The sequence below is a fragment of the Pseudomonas sp. AMR01 genome (genome assembly GCF_041946035.1).
Lineage (GTDB): Bacteria > Pseudomonadota > Gammaproteobacteria > Pseudomonadales > Pseudomonadaceae > Aquipseudomonas > Aquipseudomonas antarctica_B.
The window spans coordinates 128,289-151,901 of sequence record NZ_JAUTYR010000004.1 but is presented as its reverse complement, the minus strand read 5'-3'; the positions used below and the strand labels follow the sequence as shown (position 1 = coordinate 151,901).

Sequence of the window (23,613 nt, the reverse complement as noted above, 5' to 3'; positions counted from 1 at the left end):
AGAGGCAGCCAGCAATGGCAATGCCGCTCGGAAATGTGTTCGCCGACAAAAGAAAAAAGGAGTCCGCCTGTGGCTATTCGCTATGGCAAAGGGCTTATAGGAGGAGCGGTTGTCGTCGCTCTCCTGGCCCTGCTGATCCACTGGATCGGCATCAACACGATCGAACTGTACCGCGACGATTTGTTGTTTTACCTGCAAGCTCACCTGATTCTGGTCCTGGTTTCCATGCTGGCCGCCCTGATTGTGGGCATCCCCGCCGGTATCCTGCTGAGCCGACCGAACATGGTCGGGCGCGCAGAACGCTTCATGCAGATCTTCAACATCGGCAACACCGTCCCGCCCCTGGCCGTACTGGCCATCGCCCTCGGCGTCCTCGGCATCGGCAGCGGCCCGGCGATCTTCGCCTTGTTCCTGGCCTCGCTCCTGCCCATCGTGCGTAACACCTACGAAGGCCTGAAAAACGTTCAGGGTTCCCTGAAAGAAGCCGCCACCGGCATCGGCATGACGCCGCGCCAGGTGCTGTTTCGCGTCGAGTTGCCCAACGCCGTGCCGATCATCATCGGCGGTGTGCGTGTGGCCCTGGCGATCAACGTGGGGACCGCACCGTTGGCCTTCCTGATTGGCGCCAACAGCCTGGGCAGCCTGATTTTCCCCGGCATCGCCCTGAACAATCAGCCGCAATTGCTGCTCGGCGCCGCGTGCACCGCGCTGCTGGCCTTGCTGCTTGACGGCCTGGTGACCATGGCCAGCCGCCTCTGGCTGGAACGCGGGTTGCGTCCGTCTTAAGGCTTGGCAAAGGAAATCACATGAAAAAGCTGACATTGATATTGAGCTGCGTCCTGCTGTTCGCAGGTTTTACGCAAGCCGCTGAAAAACCGGTGATCCGCATCGGCGCCCGGGTGTTCACCGAACAGACTCTGCTCGCCGAAATCACCTCCCAGTATCTGCGCACCAAGGGCTACGACACCCAAGTGACTGGCGGTTTGGGTAGCAACCTGGCGCGCAGTGCCCAGGAAAGCGGGCAACTGGACATGCTCTGGGAATATACCGGCGTGTCGCTGGTGGCCTACAACCATGTCGACGAGAAACTCGACAGCGCACAAACCTACGCCCGCGTGAAAGAACTCGACGCGAAAAAAGGCCTGGTCTGGCTGTCGCCGTCGAAATTCAGCAACACCTACGCGTTGGCGCTTCCCGACAACGTGGCCAAGGAATTCCCGCAGATCAACAGCATCAGCGACCTGACCAAGGCCCTCGCCGAGGACAGCAAACAAAACCGCCTGGTGGCCCTGGATACCGAGTTCGCCAATCGTTCCGACGGCATGGGCGGCATGGTCAAGCTCTACGACATGAACCTGACCCGCAAAAACACTCGCCAGATGGACGCCGGCCTGGTCTATACCGCGCTGCGTAACGGCCAGGTGTTTGCCGGCTTGGTCTACACCACCGACGGTCGCCTGAATGCCTTCAAACTGAAGCTGCTGGAAGACGACAAGCACTACTTCCCGGACTACACCGCAGCACCGGTAGTGCGTCAGGCGTACCTCAACGCCCACCCGCAACTGGCCGCCGACCTCAAGCCGCTGGCCGACCTGTTCGACGACACCACCATGCGCCAGCTGAATGCGCGGGTCGACGTCGACCATGAAAGCCCATCCGCTGTTGCCGCAGATTTCCTGCGCCAGCATCCGATCAACTGATCAGAGGAGAAGACATGGAATTTTTAAACGCCTTTTCCCATCTTGATTGGGCTCAGGTCCTGCACCTGACCTGGCAGCACATCACCCTGGTCGGCATTGCCGTTATTCTGGCAATCGTCGTAGGCGTGCCCCTGGGTGTGCTGATGACCCGCTTCCCGACCCTCGCCGGCCCGTTGCAAGCCAGCGCCACGGTGTTGCTGACCGTGCCGTCGATTGCGCTGTTCGGCCTGCTGCTGCCGTTCTACTCCAAGTTCGGCCAGGGCCTGGGGCCGATGCCGGCGATCACCGCCGTGTTTCTTTATTCCCTGCTGCCCATCATGCGTAACACCTACCTTGCCCTCACTGGCGTGGACGCGGGCATTCGCGAAGCCGCCAAGGGCATCGGCATGACCTTCGGCCAGCGCCTGCGCATGGTCGAACTGCCTATCGCGGTGCCAGTGATCCTCGCCGGTGTGCGCACCGCCGTGGTGATGAACATTGGTGTGATGACCATCGCCGCCACCATCGGCGCCGGCGGTTTGGGTGTACTTATTCTGGCTGCCATCAGCCGTAGCGACATGTCGATGCTGATCGTCGGCGCCGTGCTGGTCAGCCTCCTGGCCATCTTCGCCGACCTGCTTTTGCAATGGCTGCAACGCTCGCTGACTCCAAAAGGACTGCTCAAATGATCGAACTTCAAAACCTGACCAAGACTTTTCAAAGCAACGGCAAAACTGTCTCCGCCGTGAACGACGTGAGCCTGACCGTCAACGAAGGCGAAATTTGCGTATTCCTCGGCCCGTCGGGCTGCGGCAAGAGCACCACGCTGAAGATGATCAACCGTCTGATCAAGCCCACCTCGGGCAAGATTCTGATCAACGGCGAAGACACCACCGACCTCGACGAAGTGACCCTGCGTCGCAACATCGGCTACGTGATCCAGCAGATCGGCCTGTTCCCGAACATGACCATCGAGGAAAACATCGTGGTCGTGCCCAAGCTGCTCGGCTGGGACAAACAGAAATGCCACGACCGCGCCCGCGAGTTGATGAGCATGATCAAGCTGGAACCCAAGCAGTACCTGCATCGCTACCCGCGTGAACTGTCGGGCGGCCAGCAACAGCGAATCGGCGTGATCCGCGCACTGGCAGCCGATGCGCCGCTGTTGCTGATGGATGAGCCGTTCGGCGCGGTTGACCCGATCAACCGCGAGATGATCCAGAACGAGTTCTTCGAGATGCAACGCGCGCTGAACAAGACCGTGATCATGGTCAGCCACGACATCGACGAAGCCATCAAGCTGGGCGACAAAATCGCGATCTTCCGCGCCGGCAAGCTGCTGCAGATCGACCACCCGGACACCTTGCTGGCGCACCCGGCCGACGAGTTCGTCAGCAGCTTCGTGGGCCAGGACAGCACCCTTAAGCGCTTGCTGCTGGTCAAAGCCGAAGACGCGGCGGATAACGCGCCGTCGGTGAGCCCGGAAACCCCGGTTGCCGAAGCACTGGAGCTGATGGACGAACTTGACCGCCGTTATGTGGTGGTCACCTGCGCCGAGAATAAAGGCCTGGGTTATGTACGACGTCGCGACCTGCACCGTCAGACCGGTACTTGCGGCCAATACTTGCGCGAGTTCAACGCCACGGCGGCGTACGACGAGCATTTGCGCATCCTGCTGTCGCGCATGTACGAGTTCAACCGCTCATGGTTGCCGGTGATGGATGCCGAGCGGGTGTTTTTGGGTGAGGTGACGCAGGAGTCGATTGCCGAGTACCTGAGCTCGGGCAAGTCGCGTGGGGGCAAGACCAGCATTGTGTCGCCTGCCGAGACTGCGTTGGTCTGATCTGACACAACGCAATTCACACTGTGGGAGGGGGCTTGCTCCCGATGAGGGTGTGTCAGTTGATAAATCTGTAACTGACCCACTGTCATCGGGAGCAAGCCCCCTCCCACATTTTGCTCTCTGGTGTGTCAGGGAAATACCGTGGATTTAACCCATTCGGGGAACATCAATCCGTCACACCGGTCGGTTACATAAGTAGCTGCACGGCTTCCAGCGACGAACGCGTGCAAAAACGCGACATTTTTAGTTGATCCCACGCCCATCAAGCCCTACAGTTCGCGCCGAACGTCCATGCTGGAAACGATCCATCCGGCTCAAGTACTGACGACGAGACAGCAAGGCCAAGGGAAGCGGTTGTTCCCATGGCCTTTTTGCTTTCGGCGACATGCCTTGGGAAGTAGGCGAACCAAAGTGGGGATACGGAGGACGTTCATTTGCACCCATTGATCAATCTAGTTTGCCCTTAGGAGTTCCCAGCATGTCGATCAACGTCGAAGATTATTTCGCGCGCGCCACCTTTGACAAAATGAAGGCGTTCGCCGACAAGCAAGAAACCCCGTTCGTGGTGATCGACACCGCGATGATCAGCCAGGCCTACGATGACCTGCGCGCAGGTTTCGAATTCGCCAAAGTCTATTACGCGGTCAAGGCCAACCCTGCCGTCGAGATCATCGACCTGTTGAAAGACAAGGGTTCGAGCTTCGACATCGCCTCGATCTACGAGCTGGACAAAGTCATGGACCGCGGCGTCAGCGCCGACCGTATCAGCTACGGCAACACCATCAAGAAATCCAAGGACATCCGCTACTTCTTTGAGAAAGGCGTGCGCCTGTTCTCCACCGATTCCGAAGCCGACCTGCGCAACATCGCCAAGGCCGCTCCGGGCTCGAAGGTCTATGTGCGTATCCTCACCGAAGGCTCGACCACCGCTGACTGGCCGTTGTCGCGCAAATTCGGTTGCCAGACCGACATGGCCATGGACCTGCTGATCCTTGCCCGCGACCTGGGCCTGGTGCCGTACGGCATCTCCTTCCACGTGGGTTCGCAACAGCGCGACATCAGCGTGTGGGACGCAGCGATCGCCAAGGTCAAAGTGATCTTCGAGCGCCTCAAGGCAGAAGACGGCATTGAACTGAAGCTGATCAACATGGGCGGCGGCTTCCCGGCCAACTACATCACCCGCACCAACAGCCTGGAAACCTACGCCGAAGAAATCATCCGCTTCCTCAAGGAAGATTTCGGCGACGACCTGCCGGAAATCATCCTGGAGCCGGGCCGTTCGTTGATCGCCAACGCCGGCATCCTGGTCAGTGAAGTGGTATTGGTCGCGCGCAAATCCCGCACCGCCGTCGAGCGTTGGGTGTACACGGATGTGGGCAAATTCTCCGGCCTGATCGAAACCATGGACGAAGCCATCAAGTTCCCGATCTGGACCGAGAAGAAAGGCGAAATGGAAGAAGTGGTCATCGCCGGCCCAACCTGCGACAGCGCCGACATCATGTACGAGAACTACAAATACGGCCTGCCGCTGAACCTGGCGATTGGCGACCGCATGTACTGGTTGTCGACCGGTGCGTACACCACCAGCTACAGCGCGGTTGAATTCAATGGCTTTCCGCCGTTGAAGTCTTACTACGTGTAAGAACGCCGCGCACAAAAAACCCATGACATGTCATGGGTTTTTTTATGGGCGTCCACTTTGCATCTGCGCGCTGGCTAACGCCCCGATAGCTCACGCAATGCGGCAGTCGCCAAAAAGCCTTCTCGACCCACTTCGCCAATCAGGCCGCCGGTTCCACGGCGCTGTTGACCACCAGTTTGCACTTCCAAAGGCGGTCAACGTTCATCCAAAAGCCCCACGCATCGGTTGCGCGGGGCTTTTGCGTGTAGAAAAGAATATTTCTCGTTAACCCACGGCATAATGCGCGCCGTGACGTATTTATCCAGCTGAGCGAGGCGGTCCGACGTGTTGAAGAAAACCCTGTTCCAGTTGCACTGGTTCCTCGGCATTACTGCCGGGCTGGTGCTGGCGTTGATGGGGATCACCGGGGCTACGGTCTCGTTTCAGGATGAAATCCTGCGGGCGCTCAACCCCACCGTACTGAGCGTGCACAAGCGCGAAGCCGGCGCGCTGCCGCCTGCCGAACTGGTGCGCAAGCTGGAGGCCACCGAAGGCGAGACCGTGTCCATGCTCTGGGTGGAAAGCGAGAGCGGCAACGCTGCGCGCGTATTCTTCACCGCCCCGCCCGGCGAACGTCGTGGCCAGATGCGCTACTTCGATCCCTACACCGGCGACTACATGGGGGACGCTGTCGGCCAGGACGTCTTCGGTTTTATCCTGCAGTTTCACCGCTTTCTGGTGATGGGCGATGTGGGGCGCAACATCACCGGCGCCTGCACACTGATTCTGGTGTTTTTCTGCCTGAGCGGCCTGTACCTGCGCTGGCCGCGCCAGGCGGCGAGCTGGCGCGCCTGGCTGACGCTGGACTGGCGCAAAAAAGGCCGCAGCTTCAACTGGGACCTGCACTCGGTATTCGGCACCTGGTGCCTGTTGTTTTACCTGTTCTCGGCACTGACCGGCCTGTACTGGTCCTACGACTGGTACAGCCAGGGCCTGAACAAACTGATGTCCGACGCCCCGCAAAACGAGCGCGCGCGTAAACGTGGCCCCGCCCCCGAAGGCCCTGCGCCGGTGGCCAACTACGATGCTATCTGGAGCAGCATCTACAGCAACGCCGGTCCCGAACTGAGTGCTTACAACATCCGTATGCCGGCCGTCGCCGGGCAGCCGGCCATGGTGTATTACCTGCTCAAGTCCTCGCCCCACGATCGAGCGCTGAACCAGATCAACCTCGACCCGGTCACCGGCGAGGTCAACTTTCAGGATCGGTATGCGAGCAAGACCTTCAAGTCCCAGCTGCTCACCAGCATTTACGCCCTGCACACCGGCAGTTATTTCGGCCTGCCGGGCCGGATCATCCTCACCGTCAGCTCGTTGATGATGCCGCTGTTCTTTATCACCGGCTGGCTGTTGTACCTGGACCGTCGCCGCAAAAAACGCCAGGTGCGCGATGCGCGCCAAGGCCTCGGCGCCAACAGCAGCCATGCGCCCGCGTGGCTGATCGGCTTCGCCAGCCAGAGCGGTTTCGCCGAGCAACTGGCGTGGCAGACTGCCGGGCAACTGCAGGCCGCCGGGCTGCCAGTGAAGGTGCAGCCACTGGGCAGCGTCAGCCAGAGTGACCTGAGCCAGTCGGAAAACGCGCTGTTCGTGGTCAGTACGTTCGGCGACGGCGAAGCCCCCGACAGCGCCCGTGGTTTTGAACGCAGCGTGCTGGGCAAAGACCTTTCACTCAAGGGCCTGAACTACTCGGTATTGGCCCTGGGTGATCGCCAGTACGAACACTTCTGCGGCTTTGCCCGGCGCCTGCATTTCTGGCTGACCGATCAAGGCGCCAACGCGCTGTTCGCTCCGGTGGAAGTCGACAGCGGCGACGCCGAAGCCTTGCACACCTGGCAACAGCACCTCGGCCAACTCACCGGTCAGGCACCGGCTGCCGCCTGGCAAACCGCCCAATACGAAAACTGGACCCTGAGCCAGCGCACCCTGCTCAACCGAGGCAGCGTCGGTGCAAGCGTCTATCTGCTCGGCCTAACACCGCCCTCGCCGCACAGCTGGCTGGCGGGCGATCTGGTGGAAGTGCTGCCGCGTAACTGCACCGCTGCAATCGAGCATTTCCTTGCCGGCCTGGGCCTGGACGGCAGTGAGGGCGTGTCTGTCGACGACCTGCCGCACACCCTGAACCAGGCCCTGGCTACCCGCCAATTGCCGGACAACCGCACGCACCTGGTCGGTTTGCACGCCCAGGCGCTGGTGAATGCACTGGTACCGGTGGGCATGCGCGAATACTCCATCGCCTCGATTGCCAGCGACGGCGTGCTGGAACTGATCGTGCGCCAGGAACGTCACCCCGACGGCAGCCTGGGCCTTGGCTCCGGCTGGCTGACGGAACACGCGGCCCTCGGCTCCGGCATCAGCCTGCGCCTGCGCCGCAACAGCGGCTTTCACCTGCCGCAAGCGCCGGTGCCGCTGATTCTGCTCGGCAACGGCACCGGCCTCGCCGGCCTGCGCAGCTTGCTCAAAGCGCGCATTGCTGAGGGCCAGCAGCGCAATTGGCTGTTGTTCGGCGAGCGCACTATCGCCCACGACTACCTGTGCCAGGACGAGCTGCAAGGTTGGCTGACCAGTGGCGACCTGGCCCTGCTGGACCTGGCGTTTTCCCGGGATCAGGCAGAGAAAATCTACGTGCAGGACCGCCTGCGAGAGTCCGCCGATGTGCTGCGTAAATGGCTGGCGGACGGCGCGGCGATTTATGTCTGCGGGAGTTTGCAAGGGATGGCGACGGGCGTGGACAAGGCGCTGCACGACATTCTCGGCAGCGAAGCGGTGGAGCGCTTGATCGAGCAAGGCCGCTATCGCCGGGATGTGTACTGAGATTTTGTAGTCACTGAAGGCCCCATGTGGGAGCGGGCTTGCTCGCGAATGCGGAGTATCAGTCACCGAATACATGACTGAACCACCGCATTCGCGAGCAAGCCCGCTCCCACAGTTTTAATTGCATTCCAAGTCAGACGGGCTGCAGTTTTTGCTCGAACACTGACACCCCATCCAGATCGCGCAATACCACCGTCAGCTCCGCTGTCTGCCCATCAATCTGCACTTCGCCAAAAAACTGAAACCCGGCAAACGGCGAACTGTTCTGCACCTCGGGCGCCTTTTGAAAAACCACCTGCGGCCCAAACGTCTTATCCAAAGGATTCGGCCCAAAACTCCCCGCATTCAACGGCCCCGCCACAAACTCCCAAAACGGCTCAAAATCCTGAAACGCCGCACGGTCCGGGTGATAGTGATGCGCCGCGCAATAATGCACATCCGCCGTCAGCCACACGTGGTTGCGCACGTTCTGGGCGCGCAAAAAGCCCAGCAGTTCGGCGATTTCAAGCTCGCGCCCCTGCGCCGGGCCAGGGTCACCATTGGCGATCGCCTCCCAGCGCGGCACGCCCGGGCTCACCTCGCCGTCAGGCACGCCAAGGCCGATTGGCATGTCGGCAGCGACCACCTTCCACTGGGCCTGTGAGGCCTTGAGTTCGCGCTTGAGCCAGTCCAGTTGCTCACGGCCCATGAAGGGTTTTTCGCCGCCCAGATTGTCATCGTTAGGCCCGCGATAGCTGCGCATGTCCAACACGAACACATCCAGCAACGGGCCATAACTGAGCTTGCGATAAATCCGCCCGCCACTGTCGGCGGCCTGCCGGCGCATCGGTGAATATTCCAGCCAGGCCTGCCGCGCGCGGCCGACCAATGTGTTGATGTCTTTGGTCTGGTAACGCTCATCAAGCTGCTTGCTCGGCGACCAATTGTTGACCACTTCGTGGTCGTCCCACTGCCAAATCTGCGGCACTTCAGCGTTAAAGCGGCGCACGTTTTCATCGAGCAAGTTGTAGCGATAATTACCGCGATATTCATCGAGCGTTTCGGCCACTTTGCTTTTGGCCTGGGTGGTGATGTTGCGCCAGATGCGCCCACCCTCGACGGTAAGCTGCGCGGGCACCGGCCCGTCGGCATAAATGGTGTCGCCGCTGTGGATAAAGAAGTCCGGCAAGCGCAGGCGCATCGCTTCGTAGATGCGCATGCCGCCGATGTCCGGGTTGATGCCGAAGCCCTGGCCCACGGTGTCGCCGCTCCACACAAAACGAATGTCTCGGCGTTGCTGCGGCACGCTGCGCAGGTGGCCGAACCACGGCTCGCTGGCGACGCCGGTCTGGGCGTCTTCGAAGTGCACGCGGTAGAAAATCGCCTGGTCGGCGGGCAGCCCGGTGAGTTCGACGCGGGCGGTAAAGTCGGTGCGGTTGTCGGCGAGCGGTGAGATGAATTTGCGCGGGTTGCTGAACACACTACGGGTGTCCCACTCCACCACCATGCGCGCGGGGCGGTCGCTGCGGCTCCAGATCATCGCGCGGTCGCCGAGCAGGTCGCCGGACTGCACGCCGTCGGTGAGTTGCGGGCGGTCCTTCACCGAAGCAATCACCGCCGGCGCCAGGCCGGGCAGCAACAGACCGGCGCCGACGGCCTGGATCACACGGCGACGGCCGAGATCGAAGTGGCTCATGCAGGTTCCCTCTTGAGCGTCAAAAGAGAAACTTAAACACGGGCGGATGAAGCCCATGTGACATGGACCTCATGTGGGAGCTGGCTTGCCTGCGATGGCATCAACAAGGTGTAACTGATACACCGAGGTGACTGCATCGCAGGCAAGCCAGCTCCCACATTTTGAATGTCAGGCCTGGGCGGGCGTGACTGCCAATTCGAGTGCTTCGGGACGCTTGATCAGCGCATACACCAAGCCGGTTAACAGGCTACCAGCCACAATCGCCAGCAAATACAGCAGCGCATGGTTCATCGCATTCGGGATGATCAGCACAAACAACCCACCGTGGGGCGCCGCGAGTTTGCAGCCAAAGTACATCGACAGTGCACCGGTCAACGCGCCACCGGCGATGCTGGCCGGGATCACCCGCAGCGGGTCTTTGGCGGCAAACGGGATAGCGCCTTCAGAGATAAAGCACAGGCCGAGAATCATTGCGGCCTTGCCGGCTTCGCGTTCGGTCTGGGCAAACTTGCGTCGGGCCAGGAACGTGGCGATGCCCATGCCGATTGGCGGCACCATCCCGGCAGCCATGGTCGCCGCCATCGGCGCACCGCTGGACGCCGCCAGCAAACCGACGGAAAACGCGTACGCCGCCTTGTTGATCGGCCCGCCCAAATCCACGCACATCATGCCGCCCAACAAGATCCCCAGCAGCACCGCATTGGTGGTGCCCATGGTGCTGAGAAAATCCGTCAGACCGGTGAGCAGCCGCGCCACTGGCGGGCCAACCAGGTAGATCATCGCCAGGCCAGTGAACAAACTCGCCAGCAGCGGGATGATCAGAATCGGCTTGAGCGCCTCCAGGCTTTGCGGCAACTTCACCGCGCGGGTGATCAGCTTGACGCAGTAACCGGCGAGGAAACCGGCGAAAATGCCGCCGATGAAACCCGCGCCCAACGTACCCGCGAGCAAGCCGCCGATCATGCCGGGCGCGATGCCAGGCCGGTCGGCAATCGAATACGCGATGTAGCCCGCAAGCAGAGGCACCATCAGCATGAACGCCTGATCGCCGACCGTCTTGAGTGCTGCCGCCAGGGTGCCCTTTTCTTCAAAGGCATGAATGCCGAACACAAACGACAAGGCGATCAACAAACCGCCCGCCACCACCATCGGCAACATGAACGACACGCCGGTGAGCAGGTGTTTGTAGACGCCGGTTTTTTCCTTTTTCGCCACCGCACCGCTGCCGGCGCTTTCCACCGCGCCTTCGGCCAGGGCCTTGTTAAGCGTTGCTTCAGATTGCTTCAGCGCAATGCCGGTGCCGCAGCGGTAGATCTTTTTGCCGGCGAAGCGCTCGGTGGCGACTTCGATATCGGCGGCCAACAACACCACGTCAGCATCGGCAATGGCCTGGGGACTCAACGGCGTGCGTGCGCCCACCGAACCCTGGGTCTCGACTTGCAAGTCGTAGCCCAGGCGTTTGGCGGTTTGCTGCAAGGCTTCGGCGGCCATGAAGGTGTGCGCCACACCTGTTGGGCACGCAGTAATGGCGACGATACGCGGCGCATTCTTCGCAACCGCCGGGGCTTCGCTGGCGACATACACCTGAGCCTCTTGGGCACCGCGACGCAGCACCGCCTCAACATCCGCCAGCGCTTGGGCCGGTGTGCTCTGGAACACGCGTTTGCCGACAAAGCGCTGCATTTCAACCGGCGTGCTGCTGACCAGCAACACCCATTCGGCGTCGTCGAGTGTGGCCTGGGACAACTGGCGTTCAGGGCGCTGCACGTCGACCACTTCAACGCTGGTGCTCCAGCCCTGGCGTTGCGCGGCGGCGTCCAGCAAGCGGGCGCACAGCACACTGGTGACCATGCCGTTCGGGCAGGCGGTAACAATGGCTAACTTCATCACAAACCCTCTTATTGTTCTGTCAGCGCGCGCACATGGACGCCGCTTTCGAGATGCGCCAACTGCGCGTCATCGCTGATACCGAAACCGATCTGGGTGACCGCCATCGCGGCGATTGCCGTGGCACGGCGCAAGGTGTGCTCGGGCGTATCGCCACTGAGCAAGCCGTGGAGCATGCCGGCCAGCAGTGAGTCGCCCGCGCCTACGGTGCTGGCAACCACAACCTTGGGCGGCGTGGCATGCAGCGCCGTGCCCGGGCTGTACCAGCTCACCCCCGCGGCGCCATCGGAGACCACCACATGTTCCACACCTTGCCGGTGCAACTGGCTGACCGCATCAGGCGCGTTACCCAAGGCGTCGGCCAGCTCTTCCGTATTCGGTTTGACCATCCACGGGCCAGCCTGCAAACCGGCGCGCAGCGCTTCGCCACTGGTGTCGAGGGCGATTTTCAAACCGAGACTTTTCAACTGCTCCAGCAACCCTTGAAACCACTGCGGGCTGACGCCGCGCGGCAAGCTGCCGGCAACCACTACTGCGTCAAATTCAGGGCCGACCACCGCGAGCAGTTTGATCAGCTTTTGCTGCGCCTGTTCGCTCACCAGCGGCCCCGGCGCATTGATATCGGTGACCCGGCCGTCCTGTTCGGCAATCTTGATATTGCTGCGGGTTTCGCCCGGCACACGTATGAACGAATCGCCGAACCCACGGCTGGCGATCAGCGCATCGAACGCCTGGGGGTTGGCCGCACCGAGAAAACCGCCCACGCTCACGTCATGACCCAGGTCAGCCAGCACCTGCGCCACATTCACACCTTTGCCTGCGGCATGGGTCAGCACGGTTTGGCTGCGGTTGACTTCACCCGGTTCCAGACGCTCCAGGCGTACTGTCAGGTCCAACGCCGGGTTCAGCGTCAGGCATAAAATGTGCGCCATTTACACGGCCTCCACTAAGGCACGCACTTCGGCGGGCGAACCCACCGCGAGTGCTTTTTGCGCCAGGCCCTGGGCCTCGCTCAGACTGAATTCACGCACCCGCGCCTTCACTTCAGGAATGCTGCGGGCCGACACGCTCAACTCATCCACACCCAGGCCAATCAGCACCGGCACCGCCAGCGGGTCTGCCGCCAGTTCGCCGCACACGCCCACCCATTTGCCATGGGCATGGGCGGCGCGCACGGTGATGTCGATCAGTTGCAACACCGCCGGGTGCAGGCCATCGGCCTGGGCCGACAGCGTCGGGTGGCCACGGTCGATGGCCAGGGTGTACTGGGTCAGGTCGTTGGTGCCGACGCTGAAAAAGTCGACTTCCTTGGCGAGTACCGGCGCGAGCAATGCGGCGGACGGCACTTCGATCATGATCCCCAACTGCAAGTCCGCCACCGGGATTTCCAGGCGCAGGCGCTCGGTCATATCGCGGGCCGCACGCCACTCATCGACGCTGCCGACCATGGGGAACATGATGCGCAGCGGCCGGTTATCCGCCGAGCGAAGCAGCGCGCGCAATTGCGCTTCCATGATCTGTGGGCGCTGCAAGGTGAGGCGAATACCGCGTACGCCGAGGAAGGGGTTTTCTTCCTGCGCAATCGGCCAGTACGGCAACGGCTTATCGCCGCCCACATCCAGCGTACGCACCACCAGCGGGCGACCGTCGAGGCCGTCGAGCACGCGGCGGTATTCGGCTTCCTGGGTGGCTTCATCCGGCGCTTGCGGGTGGGCCATGAAAATCAGTTCGGTACGCAGCAGGCCGATACCTTCGGCGCCCTGCTCCACCGCACTTGCCACGCCTGCGCTTTCGCCAATGTTGGCAAACACTTCCACGGCGTGGCCGTCACGGGTCAGCGCGGGTTCATGGCGCTGGGCCGAGGCGGCTTGCAGGCGTTGTTCGCGGGTGTCGCGCTCAACGGTGGCGCGTTGCAGGGTGGCCGCGTCGGGCGACACATGCAGGCGGCCGCGCTGGCCGTCGAGTAGCAACGACGTGCCGGATGCCAGCAGCAAAACCGCTGCGCCCGCGCCGACCAGCGCCGGAATACCGAGGGCTCGGGCGACGATGGCGCTGTGGGCCGTGGCGCCGCCTCGGGCGGTGAGGATGCCGGCGACGCGCGCCGGGTCGAGTCGCGCGACGTCCGAGGGGCCAACTTCGTCCATCACCAAAATGTAGGGTTCGCTCGGCTCTTGGGCGGTTTCGACGCCGCAGAGCTGCGCCAGCACACGGCGGCCAATGTCACGCAGGTCGGCGGCGCGCTCGGCAAGCAAGGCGTCCTGCAACGACTCTTGTTGTTTTGCGGCCGCCTCAATCACGCTCATCCACGCGGCTTCGGCGCTTTCGCCTTGCTTGAGGCGAGTGTCGACTTCGTCGGTGAGTTCCGGGTCGTCGAGCATTTCCTGGTGCGTGATGAAAATCTCGCGAATGGCTTTGGACGTGCTGCGCTCGATCAGGCCCTGAATGTCACGGCGCACATCGGCCAACGCCGTCTGCAGGCGTTGACGCTCGGCGGCCGCGGACTCGCCGCGCACGGGGTAGTCGAACACCTGTTGAACCTGGATATGCGCAGGGCCGATGGCGATGCCGGGCGCGGCGGCAATCGCCTGAATCTGGCTGCCAGCCGCCGGGGCGCTGACCACGGGCTCGATATCCAGCGCTGCGGGTTGGGCGCTGACGGTCGGCAGCGGCTCGACGTCTTCACCCAGGCCTGCTTCGACGGCCGCGAGCAACGCAGGCAGCGCATCGCTCGCAATCGTCGGCTCGGCTACAAATTCCAGCACCTGGCCGCGACGTGCGCCCAGGCTCAGCAACTTGCTCAGGCTTTTCACCGACACGGCACCCACCGGGCCGTCGACGATGCGCAGGCGAATGTCGCCGTCAAAACTTTTTGCCAATTGCGCGAGGATCTTTGCCGGGCGCGCATGCAGGCCATGGGCGTTGGCCAGGGTAATGCGCGCGCTTGGCCAGTCGGCGGGCAGTTCGCCGCCAAGCACTTCCAATACAGCGCGGCTGCTGGTGGCACGCCCCAATTCCTGGCCGCGCCCTTCAATCAGCAAGGCACACAGGCGTTCCAGTAATGTCTGATGGGCTTCCCCCAGGCTGGCCAGGCAGAACAGGCCGTTAAGCGGCTGGCCGAGGTAACGCATCGGTTTGTCCGGCGTTACGAACGCAAGGCCAGGGCGCTTGACCGTCTGTTCACTGTGCAACCACCACAGGCCATCACCCAGAGGCAGCGCGTCGACTTGCTGCAACACCGCGGCGAAACCATTGCTCACACAATCAGCCTGACGCAGCAGGCGCGCACCTCGCCATACCAGCTCTTCAAAATCGTCGGCAGACACGCCGAGGCCGATCATCTGCGCATCCAGCGCCAGCTCCTGCGGCGCGCCTTGCAGCAATTTCAGCAAGGCTTCGGCGGACCCTGCACGGCGCAGTGCCTGGCCCAAATCGGTTTCACCGAGGGCGCGGGTCAGCAGTTGCAGTAAACGCAGGTGTTCATCGGATTTGGCCGCAATACCAATCGCCAGGTAGACGATCTGGCCGTCACCCCAGTCCACCCCTTCGGGGAACTGCAACAGGCGCACGCCGGTGGAAAATACCTGATCGCGGGTTTCAGGCGTGCCATGGGGAATGGCGATGCCTTGGCCAAGAAAGGTCGAGCCCTGGGCTTCACGGGCCTGCAAGCCACTGAGATAACCCTCGGCAACCAAACCATCGGCCACCAGTGTGTCAGCGAGCAGGTGCAAGGCAGCAGATTTATCCACAGCCACCTGGCCCATGGAAATCTGCTCTACAGTGAGCTCAAGCATGCCGTTCTCCTAGTTAGTGCGATGGGCGCACTAGGTATTGTTTTGAATAAATCAGCGCAAAGGTGTTCAAAAGTATCTGACCGAGCGGTCAATTGGCAGTAGCCACTCGGAGACGAACATCTTAAAAATACGCCTGCTGAAACGTTTAATCTATAATTTATGGCAGGTTACGCGTTAATTGCGCAAGCTAGAAGGGCCACTCGGCACTTGAGCTCAAGCATGGGTCATCTGCAGTAATCGGTTACGATTGGACAAAGTGTCGGGGCAAGCTCTAAAAAACAAGGAAATCCCGGTTTGAAACTCAGTGATATTGCACGTCTGGCCGGTGTGTCCGTTACCACCGCAAGCTATGTCATCAATGGTAAGGCCGAACAGCAACGCATCAGTAGCGCGACCGTCGAGCGGGTGCGTGCTGTGGTCGAGGCCCATGGTTTTACCCCCAACCCCCAGGCGGCCGGGCTGCGCAGTCGGCATACGCGCACCTTGGGTTTCATCCTGCCGGACCTGGAAAACCCCAGTTACGCACGCATCGCCAAGCTGCTGGAGCAAGGGGCGCGGGCGCGAGGTTATCAGTTACTGATCGCCAGCTCCGATGACGAGGCCGACAGCGAGCGCCAATTGCTCAAACTGTTCCGCGCCCGGCGCTGCGATGCGCTGTTCGTCGCCAGTTGCCTGCCGGCCAGCGATGACAGTTACCGCGAGCTGCAAGACAAGGGCTTGCCGGTGATTGCCATCGACCGGGTGATGGAGCCGGGCCAGTTCTGCTCGGTGGTCAGCGACGACCGCCAAGCCTGCCAGCAACTGACCGAGAGCCTGTTGGCGCCTGAGCCCAAACAGATCGTGCTGATCGGTGCGCGGCCCGAGCTGAGCATCAGCCAGGAGCGTGCTGCCGGGTTCCACGAAGCGCTGCAAGGGTTCGCCGGTGACGTGATCGTCGAACACGGCGAAGCCTTCAGCCGTGATTGTGGCCGACAGCTGATGGAACAACTTCTTCAGCAACTTGGGCATTTGCCTGACGCGTTGGTGACCACCTCCTACGTGCTGCTGCAAGGCGTGTTTGACGCACTGCATGACTTCCCGCTCAAGTCACGGCCGCTGCGCCTGGGCACGTTCGGCGATACCCAGTTGCTGGACTTTCTGCCGCTGCCCGTCAACGCCATGGCCCAGCAACATCAACTGATCGCCGACACGGCCCTGCGCCTGGCGCTGGCGGCCATCGAGGAAGAACACTACCAACCCGGTGTGCACGCGATTGGCCGGACCTTCAAGCGGCGCATTCACGAGGCGTAACGTGGAGCTGATTGACACCCACACTCACCTGGACTTCCCGGACTTCGATAACGACCGCCGGGACGTTCTCGCCAGCAGCCGCCAACTCGGGGTGTCGCGCATGGTCGTGCTGGGGGTGTATCAGCAGAATTGGCAACGGCTGTGGGATCTGGTGCAGCAGGATGAAGGATTATTCGCCGCCTTCGGCCTGCACCCGGTCTACCTCGATGAGCATCGCCCTGCCGACCTGACCGAGTTGGGCGAATGGCTGACGCGCCTGCACGGTCAGCGGCAACTCTGCGCGGTCGGCGAGATCGGCCTGGATTACTTCCTCGAACACCTGGACCGCGAACGCCAGCAACACCTGTTTGAAGCGCAACTGAAACTGGCGGTGGACTTCCAACTGCCGGCCCTGCTGCACGTGCGGCGCAGCCACGCGGCGGTGATCGCCACGCTCAAGCGTATTCGCTTGCCACGCGGCGGCATCATCCACGCCTTCGCGGGCAGCTTCGAGGAGGCCCGCGAGTACATCCGGCTCGGCTTCAAACTGGGCCTGGGCGGCGCGGCCACCTGGCCCCAGGCACTGCGCATGCACAAAGTGCTCGCCAGGTTGCCGCTTGAGGCCGTGGTGCTGGAAACCGACTCACCGGACATGGCGCCCGCCATGCACCCCGGCCAGCGCAACAGCCCGCAACACCTGCCGGACATCTGCATGGCCCTGGCGGCTCACATGCGCATCAGCCCTTCCCTGCTCGCCGAGACGAGCACCCGCAACGCTTGCGAAGTGTTCAAGTGGTAACGGTGCTATCACTTGCGTCGCCCGCTCCCACACCCGCCCGCGTCCGCTTTGTGAGTTAGGGCAATACGGTCCAGATAGCAAAACCGGCATACCAAAGCACCGCCGCGCGCAGCAGCAGTTCCCACAGGCGATCCAGGCTGTTGACGCCGTCAGCGCCGACCACCGGCGGTGGAATTTCAGCGGCCACCAGGCCGACTTTTTCCACCAGCTGTGCGGCAGTGATGTCCCAGCTCAGCAGCTCATGCAGCATCACCCGGCCTACCGCGACAAAGTTGCCAACCAAGGCAAAACTCGCCGCCAGCAGGCGAACCGGCAACCAGTCGAATGCATGGCGCAGTTGCCCGGCGCGCTCAGCCACCAGCGGGTTCTGGCCGTGTTCACTGGCCAGTGCCAGCAGGCGATAAGCCAAAGCCGCCACCGGGCCGAGCAGGAAATACCAGAAAATAACCGCGAAAAAGCTTTGATAGGCCTGCCATAGCAGGTGGCCCTGAACGCGCTCCAGCAATTGCTCGCCGCTGTCGGCCGAAATATTCAGGTCGCGCTCAGCCACATGTTCCGCGGCTTGCAAATCACCGCGCCGCCACGCATCACGAAACGGGCCGAGCCCGGCCAGCAGGTCGCCTCGCCCCAGGCTGTAAATCACCACCAGCAAGTGCACCGGCAGCGCCAACAGGCCATAAGCCACCGGTTCCAGCACCAACAGCAGCAAGGCCAGCAACGCCACCGGCAACAGCACCAGTACCACCAGAATCAGCCAGGGTTGTTGGCCCATGCGCGGGCTTGATTCCATTTTGGCCAGTTCGCGCAACCATCCGCCGTCGCGCTGCAACCGCTGGCGCAAGGCCGAGAATTTCTCGATCCACACTGCCAGCACCAACACCAGGAAACTCATCGTGCGTGTCCTCCATCCTGCAAAGCGCTGCGAAAGCGCGTCCAATCAAAAGCCGGGCCCGGGTCGGTCTTGCGCCCCGGAGCGATGTCACTGTGACCACAAATGCGCTGGCGGGTAATGCCCGGGTAGGCCGCCAGCAGTTGCCGCGTCAGGTCGATCAGTGACGCATATTGGGCATCGGTAAAGGGCAGTTCGTCTGTGCCTTCCAGCTCGATTCCCAGGGAAAAATCATTGCAGACTTCACGCCCCTCAAAGCTGGAAACGCCGGCATGCCAGGCACGGTCCAGGCACGACACAAACTGCGTGACCTTACCGTCGCGCTCAATCAGAAAATGCGCAGACACCCGTAGGGCAGCGATCCCTTCAAAGTATGGATGCTCCGTGACATCCAGGCGATTCTGGAAAAATTCCTGCACCTTGCCCGTGGCGAACTGCGCCGGGGGCAGGCTGATGTTGTGCACCACCAACAGTGAGATTTCGCCTGCGGGGCGCTCGTTGAAGTTGGGCGAAGGGCAATGAGAGATGCCCTGGCACCAACCGCTGGCGGGGTCCAACTGCATACAGGTTCCTTGAATGAGACGAGGTGTGACCAGTATGCCGCGTTCAGCCCTGCGGTTGCGATCACTTGCCGCGATTGAGTTGGCGCAGGTCGCCCAGTACAGCCGCCAGCGCACGCTCAAACAGTAGGCCATCGTCCAGAGTGTGGAGCGTGCCACGCTTGAATAACATCGCCAACTGGGTGGCACTTTTATCCATCACCTTGAGCCCGGTACGGCTGACAAAAATATAGGTATTGGCTGGCGCCATGATCGCCGTCAGCTTGCAGCGCACGGTGGTTGTTTCGTGCAAGTGGAATTCAAACCAGCCACCAATGCGCATCTGGTAAGCCTTTAGCAGGTCAGGGTCATCACCCGGCAAACTATCGATGGGTTCCGGCGAGCCACGCTGCAAGACGAAGGGCTCGCGCACCTCGATTAACGCATCGACGCCCTCGCCTTCCAGTGAATGAGCATGCATGGCCTGCAACCGCACAAAAAAATCACGCGTACTGAAGGGATCAAAGGCCGCGCCGGTCAGGCCGTCGCGCAATGACTTGAGCAGCCCGGGCAATTGCTCCAGCAAGTGCCGCCCGGCCTCGGTGTCTTTTTGCAGGCCCACGCTCCAGATCAATTCGTCGAGGGTGCGCAGCCCTGCCTGCCATTGCACTGACTGTTCGCCGTGCTTGAGGCTGGCCAACAGCAACACCTGGCTCCAGGCCTGCTGCACAAATTGCACCACGGCCCGGGGCAATACCTTGCCGAGTAGTCGCCGGTTGAGCACGTCGTCCACCCGTTGCCGGGCCGCTTCAGTGCGCACGCGGCCCTCTTCGGCCTCATGCGTGTGCCGCTCAAGCATGACGCTGCGGCGCTGTTCATCCGTGGCAAACGCGGCGAACTGCGTCAGTAACTGGGTAAAAATTGCCTGATCTTCGACGAATTCATTGAGCAAGCGCTGCACCACCTGCTCGATACGCTGGTACAGGCTGTCGCGCTGATAGCCATCGTGCGGGCTCCAGCCGATCACAGAGGCGGCTATTTCATTGAGCAATCGCCGCGCCGGATGGCTGGGGCGGCTGAAAAAACTTTTATCCAGCACCGCCACTTTCAGCAACGGGATCTGCAAGCGGCCAAGCAACGCCTTGAAGGCGTCCGGCACGCTGCGGTCATTGAGGATGAATTCGAACAGCAGGGCGACCAGGTTAATCACATCCTCGTCGGCGTCCTCGACCACGCGCGACTTGCCGCTCTTGACGCTCACCCGGGTCAACAGCTGTTCAAGCTGGTTGCGCAGGTCAGCATCGTCTTCGGCTTCAGGTTCCGGCACGTATTGCTGCAAATGAGAGAGCAGGCGCAGCAGGTCGCGGCTGGCAATCGGGTGCGGTTCAGCGCTGGCCTCAAGGGTAGGCGCGACGCTGCCGCGCACGCCAGCCAAGAGTTTCTGCATGGCGGCGAAGGCTTCAAGGCCATTTTCATCCAGCGGAGGGTCGACGTCTGCCAGGCTGCCTTCTCGCTGTTGCTCACGGGCCGCACGCCCGCCCGGGCGACGCGACGGCACGGCTTTGAGTTCAGGCAAAACTCCGACGGCCACCAGCAACCTGTTGGCCTCGCCAAACAGTTGGTCCGCGTCACTGAGCACGTACTTTTCAAACAGCTTGAGGATGATCAGCTTGACGCGGATTTCCACACCCAGGCTGCGTCCTGCTCGCAAAAAGAACTCGCACAGCAGCGCCGGTCCCAACGGGTTATCGCGCTCATCCAGCGGCTTGCCGAGCACCGCGCTCAAACGCGCGGTAAGTTGCCCCAGCGCCAGGCCATCCCGATGGCGCACCCGGCCGAGCATGGCCTCCAGAGCCACCGCTTTTTCCAGGTCATCACCTGACGTACCGGGCCTGGCGTCGTAAGACACCACCGGCAACAGGTGCAACTCACCCCGCCCGGACAGGCCCAGGTTGGCGAACGAGGCGAACAGTTGCTCCATGAACACGCGCTCGAAATTCTTGCGCTTGAGGCGCAAGTCGCGCATGGCTTCAAAGAAAATATGATGATCAACGTTACTGCGGGCCTTGTCGGCCATTTCGAACAGGGTGTCATCGGCGTTATCGAACAGCTCCTGCAAACCCTGTTGCAGCTGTTGGGCTGCCTTGTCGCGTACCTGCAGCAGCACCACCGGCAGGCGCGCGAGCGGCGATGGCGTGGTCTGCGCCTTGTCGATTGGCACCACCTTTGCGTCAAAGTGCATCCTGGCCTCCTTAAACGGCGGTGTCAGTTCGGGGAACAGCGGCAGCAGGCCCCAGAGGGCACTGCGAATATCCGGTTATCACCTGGACGTCAAAGCTATGACGCCAATTGCAAGGCGCAAGATTATCTTGCAAATGCAGGCCGTTGCGCCAGCAAACTCTGCCATCGCGCGGTAAATGAGTGGCGAGTCTGGGTTCAGCGGCGCGCTGCCCCTATAATCGATGCACTTTGTTTGTGGAGCCTGTTATGCCGAATCTCCGTCTTGCCGACCTCACCGCCGAAATCGAAGCCAACGTGCGCCGCGCACTGCTGGAAGACATCGGCAGCGGCGACATCACTGCACAGTTGATCCCGGCCGAACGGCTGGCCAAGGCCACGATCATCACCCGCGATGAAGCTGTTATCGCCGGTTCAGCCTGGGTGGACGCAGTGTTCCGCCAGCTCGACCCTCGGGTCGCGGTGCATTGGCAAGTGGCCGACGGTGAGCGCGTCAGCCCCAACCAGGCGCTGTTTCACCTCGAAGGCCCGGCGCGCTCGCTGCTCAGTGGTGAACGTTGCGCACTGAATTTTCTGCAATTGCTGTCAGGCGTAGCGACCCGCGCCCGGTACTTGGCGGATGTGGTTGCCGGTACCCAGGTCAAACTGCTGGACACCCGCAAAACTTTGCCGGGCCTGCGCCTTGCCCAGAAGTACGCCGTGACCTGCGGCGGGTGCCACAACCATCGCATCGGTTTGTATGACGCGTTCCTGATCAAGGAAAACCATATCGCAGCGTGTGGCGGCATCGCCCAGGCGATTGCGGCCGCCCACAGGATAGCCCCGGGAAAGCCGGTTGAAATCGAAGTGGAAAGTCTGGAGGAATTGCGCGAGGCGCTGGCGGCGGGCGCCGATATCATCATGCTCGACGAGCTAAGCGCCGATGACATGCGCGAAGCGGTGCGCCTGAACGCAGGCAAGGCCAAGCTGGAAGCCAGCGGCGGGATTAACGAAACCACGCTGCTGCCCATCGCCCAAACCGGTGTGGACTACATTTCCATCGGCGCCATGACCAAGGATGTGAAGGCGGTGGACCTGTCGATGCGGCTGAGTCTCTGAAGGGTGTGAAGGAGCCGGTTTGCCGGCTCCTTCAATGGCGTTTCAAACCACCAGATTATTCATCTCGCAGTACTCATTCCACTCAACACCCAGTACCTCAGCGGCCTCTTTGTGCAAGTCCAACCGCGCAGCTTCGAACTCTTCCGGAGTCGAGGTGTACTTGAGGGTCAACTCCCAAGGCTGCAAGCCCTGGCTCTCGGCCTCGTCCTCGAATGCCCACTGGATCTGATCGCGTTGATCATCAGCGCTCAGGTCTTTGATCTCGTCTCTCAGCTGCGGTGACTCCTCGAGGTATTTCTCGAGGGCGAGTTCTTCAGCCGCCTCTTTGTGCAAGACCAACCGCGCGGCTTCGAACTCTTCCGGAGTCGAGGTGTACTTGAGGGTCAACTCCCAAGGCTCCAAACCTTGGCTATCGGCCTCATCCTCAAATGCCCACTGGACCTGATCGCGCTGTTCCTCAGCGCTCAGGCCCTTGATCTCGTCTTTAAGCTGCGGCGATTCCTCGAGGTATTTGTTGAGGGCTTCTTCGTGCCGAGCGTCCTGGACCTTTTCAGTCGTGGTCATGTTTGTTCTCTTAGATCTAGGAATGGGGATGCATCTGGGTCATCAAGGTTGCGCAGATACGTAAGAGCGGGCATGAATACCGGCTCGTCTGGCCTTCAGAACCATTCTGGGATCATCTGAAAACGTTGCCTTTGTAGCCTTTCTTTTAACCAGTGTTGCCCTTTTGCCCGAGACAGGAATCGAACCTGCGACCTTCGCGTTACGAGTGCGCTGCTCTACCGGCTGAGCTACACGGGCGGTGGGCTAAAGCTAGCACCGCATTGGGCACGCGGCAACTAACTCGCCTACCGCCCGGCAGCGTTTAGGCGCCGTCGGTGCCGCAGCCCTTGGCAACGTATTGCGCCTCGGCGGTGGTGGCGCACTTCCAGCCGGTGGTGGCACCCCGCGTCAACGTGATGGTCTTGCCGAGCACGGGCGCCGGTGCATCAAGGATTTCACAGCTGATGGAGCCTACGCCGCTGGCGACATCTCCGGTCACGTCGATCTTGCAGTTAGCCGTGGGGCTGATGCCGCCGATCAAGCCAAGAGTCGGCACTGTGCCACTGTTGATCGTGTCCTCGTAACCGGCCTTCAATGCCGAAATTTCAGCCAGCCCTGCCGTGAACTTGGCCTTGGCCTGGTGCTTGGTGTACATGGGCAGACCGATGGTGGCCAAAATGCCGATGATTGCCACGACGATCAATAACTCGATCAAGGTAAAACCTTTCTGACGCATCACATTCACTCTCCAGAAATAAAACCGTGACAGGGCGCGTCCTGCGCCCCGCAATTTGCAGCGGCGCCAGTGTACTCATCCGCGAAGGGCCAATCGCGCCCAAGACGCACAATCTGACATTTTATCCTGCGCCAG

General features: G+C 61.5%; 18 protein-coding genes and 1 tRNA gene. 9 read left to right on the top strand and 10 right to left on the bottom strand.

All coding sequences use genetic code 11. The features are described from left to right. Positions 1-69 precede the first annotated feature (69 nt). The 6 genes from Q7C20_RS05850 to Q7C20_RS05825 all read left to right on the top strand — a co-directional run bounded on the left by Q7C20_RS05850 (position 70) and on the right by Q7C20_RS05825 (position 8,014). A complete protein-coding gene (locus Q7C20_RS05850; protein ID WP_304628537.1) occupies positions 70-786 on the top strand; it encodes an ABC transporter permease in 717 nt (238 codons plus the stop codon). Positions 787-806: 20 nt separating this feature from the next. Next, entirely contained in the window at positions 807-1,700 is an 894-nt protein-coding gene (locus Q7C20_RS05845; protein WP_375066211.1) for a glycine betaine ABC transporter substrate-binding protein, read from the top strand. A gap of 14 nt (positions 1,701-1,714) precedes the next feature. Continuing rightward, on the top strand, positions 1,715-2,368 hold the full coding sequence (locus Q7C20_RS05840) for an ABC transporter permease (protein WP_348055531.1): 654 nt from the start codon (positions 1,715-1,717) through the stop codon (positions 2,366-2,368). Then, the gene (locus tag Q7C20_RS05835; RefSeq protein WP_375066209.1) at positions 2,365-3,522 is read left to right on the top strand and encodes a betaine/proline/choline family ABC transporter ATP-binding protein; all 1,158 of its coding nucleotides are present in this window, start codon (positions 2,365-2,367) and stop codon (positions 3,520-3,522) included. Before Q7C20_RS05840 ends, Q7C20_RS05835 begins: the two co-directional genes overlap by 4 nt. Positions 3,523-4,000: 478 nt before the next feature. Then, positions 4,001-5,164, top strand: a complete 1,164-nt coding sequence (locus Q7C20_RS05830) for a type III PLP-dependent enzyme (protein ID WP_375066207.1) — start codon at positions 4,001-4,003, stop codon at positions 5,162-5,164. Between the two features lie 324 nt (positions 5,165-5,488). Next, positions 5,489-8,014: a PepSY domain-containing protein gene (locus tag Q7C20_RS05825; protein ID WP_375066205.1), complete on the top strand. Its 2,526-nt coding sequence runs from the start codon at positions 5,489-5,491 to the stop codon at positions 8,012-8,014. Between the two features lie 133 nt (positions 8,015-8,147). Here the strand turns inward: Q7C20_RS05825 and Q7C20_RS05820 are convergent, their stop codons facing one another. The 4 genes from Q7C20_RS05820 to ptsP all read right to left on the bottom strand — a co-directional run bounded on the left by Q7C20_RS05820 (position 8,148) and on the right by ptsP (position 15,367). Next, on the bottom strand, positions 8,148-9,689 hold the full coding sequence (locus Q7C20_RS05820) for an alkaline phosphatase D family protein (RefSeq protein ID WP_375066203.1): 1,542 nt from the start codon (positions 9,687-9,689) through the stop codon (positions 8,148-8,150). A gap of 168 nt (positions 9,690-9,857) precedes the next feature. After that, entirely contained in the window at positions 9,858-11,576 is a 1,719-nt protein-coding gene (locus Q7C20_RS05815; protein WP_375066201.1) for a PTS fructose-like transporter subunit IIB, read from the bottom strand. Between the two features lie 11 nt (positions 11,577-11,587). Continuing rightward, the gene (pfkB, locus tag Q7C20_RS05810) at positions 11,588-12,508 is read right to left on the bottom strand and encodes a 1-phosphofructokinase (RefSeq protein WP_375066199.1); all 921 of its coding nucleotides are present in this window, start codon (positions 12,506-12,508) and stop codon (positions 11,588-11,590) included. Beyond that, positions 12,509-15,367 carry a phosphoenolpyruvate--protein phosphotransferase gene (gene ptsP / locus Q7C20_RS05805; RefSeq protein ID WP_375066197.1) on the bottom strand — a complete coding sequence of 953 codons (2,859 nt, stop codon included), beginning with the start codon at positions 15,365-15,367 and terminating at the stop codon, positions 12,509-12,511. It lies immediately after the preceding gene. A 294-nt stretch (positions 15,368-15,661) separates the two neighbouring features. Between ptsP and cra the strand changes: the two genes are divergently transcribed. Together cra and Q7C20_RS05795 are read left to right on the top strand one after the other, a co-directional pair. Continuing rightward, on the top strand, positions 15,662-16,657 hold the full coding sequence (gene cra / locus Q7C20_RS05800) for a catabolite repressor/activator (protein ID WP_375066195.1): 996 nt from the start codon (positions 15,662-15,664) through the stop codon (positions 16,655-16,657). A 1-nt stretch (position 16,658) separates the two neighbouring features. Beyond that, on the top strand, positions 16,659-17,435 hold the full coding sequence (locus Q7C20_RS05795) for a TatD family hydrolase (protein ID WP_348055516.1): 777 nt from the start codon (positions 16,659-16,661) through the stop codon (positions 17,433-17,435). 55 nt (positions 17,436-17,490) lie between these two features. Here the strand turns inward: Q7C20_RS05795 and ampE are convergent, their stop codons facing one another. The 3 genes from ampE to Q7C20_RS05780 all read right to left on the bottom strand — a co-directional run bounded on the left by ampE (position 17,491) and on the right by Q7C20_RS05780 (position 21,105). Continuing rightward, positions 17,491-18,327 (bottom strand): regulatory signaling modulator protein AmpE, encoded by an 837-nt coding sequence (ampE, locus tag Q7C20_RS05790; RefSeq protein ID WP_375066193.1) that lies wholly within the window; start codon positions 18,325-18,327, stop codon positions 17,491-17,493. After that, positions 18,324-18,887: a 1,6-anhydro-N-acetylmuramyl-L-alanine amidase AmpD gene (gene ampD / locus Q7C20_RS05785; RefSeq protein WP_375066191.1), complete on the bottom strand. Its 564-nt coding sequence runs from the start codon at positions 18,885-18,887 to the stop codon at positions 18,324-18,326. Before ampD ends, ampE begins: the two co-directional genes overlap by 4 nt. A 61-nt stretch (positions 18,888-18,948) precedes the next feature. Next, positions 18,949-21,105 carry a DUF1631 domain-containing protein gene (locus tag Q7C20_RS05780; RefSeq protein WP_375066189.1) on the bottom strand — a complete coding sequence of 719 codons (2,157 nt, stop codon included), beginning with the start codon at positions 21,103-21,105 and terminating at the stop codon, positions 18,949-18,951. Positions 21,106-21,350: 245 nt separating this feature from the next. Here Q7C20_RS05780 and nadC point away from each other — a divergent pair, with 245 nt between their 5' ends. Next, positions 21,351-22,199: a carboxylating nicotinate-nucleotide diphosphorylase gene (nadC, locus tag Q7C20_RS05775; RefSeq protein ID WP_375066187.1), complete on the top strand. Its 849-nt coding sequence runs from the start codon at positions 21,351-21,353 to the stop codon at positions 22,197-22,199. A 42-nt stretch (positions 22,200-22,241) separates the two neighbouring features. On the opposite strand, the gene Q7C20_RS05770 is transcribed toward nadC, so the two are convergent. The 3 genes from Q7C20_RS05770 to Q7C20_RS05760 form a co-directional block, all read right to left on the bottom strand. Next, the gene (locus Q7C20_RS05770) at positions 22,242-22,763 is read right to left on the bottom strand and encodes a DUF6388 family protein (RefSeq protein ID WP_348055506.1); all 522 of its coding nucleotides are present in this window, start codon (positions 22,761-22,763) and stop codon (positions 22,242-22,244) included. A gap of 164 nt (positions 22,764-22,927) precedes the next feature. Then, a tRNA-Thr gene (locus Q7C20_RS05765) sits at positions 22,928-23,000 on the bottom strand. A 64-nt stretch (positions 23,001-23,064) separates the two neighbouring features. Further along, positions 23,065-23,478, bottom strand: a complete 414-nt coding sequence (locus Q7C20_RS05760; protein WP_375066184.1) for a pilin — start codon at positions 23,476-23,478, stop codon at positions 23,065-23,067. Positions 23,479-23,613: the final 135 nt, after the last annotated feature.

Excerpts from the sequence above, each read along its gene's own strand:
- Q7C20_RS05845 (WP_375066211.1), top strand. The coding sequence starts at position 807 with ATGAAAAAGCTGACATTGATATTGAGCTGCGTCCTGCTGTTCGCAGGT.
- Q7C20_RS05840 (WP_348055531.1), top strand. The coding sequence starts at position 1,715 with ATGGAATTTTTAAACGCCTTTTCCCATCTTGATTGGGCTCAGGTCCTG.
- Q7C20_RS05835 (WP_375066209.1), top strand. The coding sequence starts at position 2,365 with ATGATCGAACTTCAAAACCTGACCAAGACTTTTCAAAGCAACGGCAAA.
- Q7C20_RS05830 (WP_375066207.1), top strand. The coding sequence starts at position 4,001 with ATGTCGATCAACGTCGAAGATTATTTCGCGCGCGCCACCTTTGACAAA.
- Q7C20_RS05820 (WP_375066203.1), bottom strand. The coding sequence starts at position 9,689 with ATGAGCCACTTCGATCTCGGCCGTCGCCGTGTGATCCAGGCCGTCGGC.
- Q7C20_RS05815 (WP_375066201.1), bottom strand. The coding sequence starts at position 11,576 with ATGAAGTTAGCCATTGTTACCGCCTGCCCGAACGGCATGGTCACCAGT.
- pfkB (WP_375066199.1), bottom strand. The coding sequence starts at position 12,508 with ATGGCGCACATTTTATGCCTGACGCTGAACCCGGCGTTGGACCTGACA.
- ptsP (WP_375066197.1), bottom strand. The coding sequence starts at position 15,367 with ATGCTTGAGCTCACTGTAGAGCAGATTTCCATGGGCCAGGTGGCTGTG.
- ampE (WP_375066193.1), bottom strand. The coding sequence starts at position 18,327 with ATGAGTTTCCTGGTGTTGGTGCTGGCAGTGTGGATCGAGAAATTCTCG.
- ampD (WP_375066191.1), bottom strand. The coding sequence starts at position 18,887 with ATGCAGTTGGACCCCGCCAGCGGTTGGTGCCAGGGCATCTCTCATTGC.
- Q7C20_RS05780 (WP_375066189.1), bottom strand. The coding sequence starts at position 21,105 with ATGCACTTTGACGCAAAGGTGGTGCCAATCGACAAGGCGCAGACCACG.
- nadC (WP_375066187.1), top strand. The coding sequence starts at position 21,351 with ATGCCGAATCTCCGTCTTGCCGACCTCACCGCCGAAATCGAAGCCAAC.
- Q7C20_RS05770 (WP_348055506.1), bottom strand. The coding sequence starts at position 22,763 with ATGACCACGACTGAAAAGGTCCAGGACGCTCGGCACGAAGAAGCCCTC.
- Q7C20_RS05760 (WP_375066184.1), bottom strand. The coding sequence starts at position 23,478 with ATGCGTCAGAAAGGTTTTACCTTGATCGAGTTATTGATCGTCGTGGCA.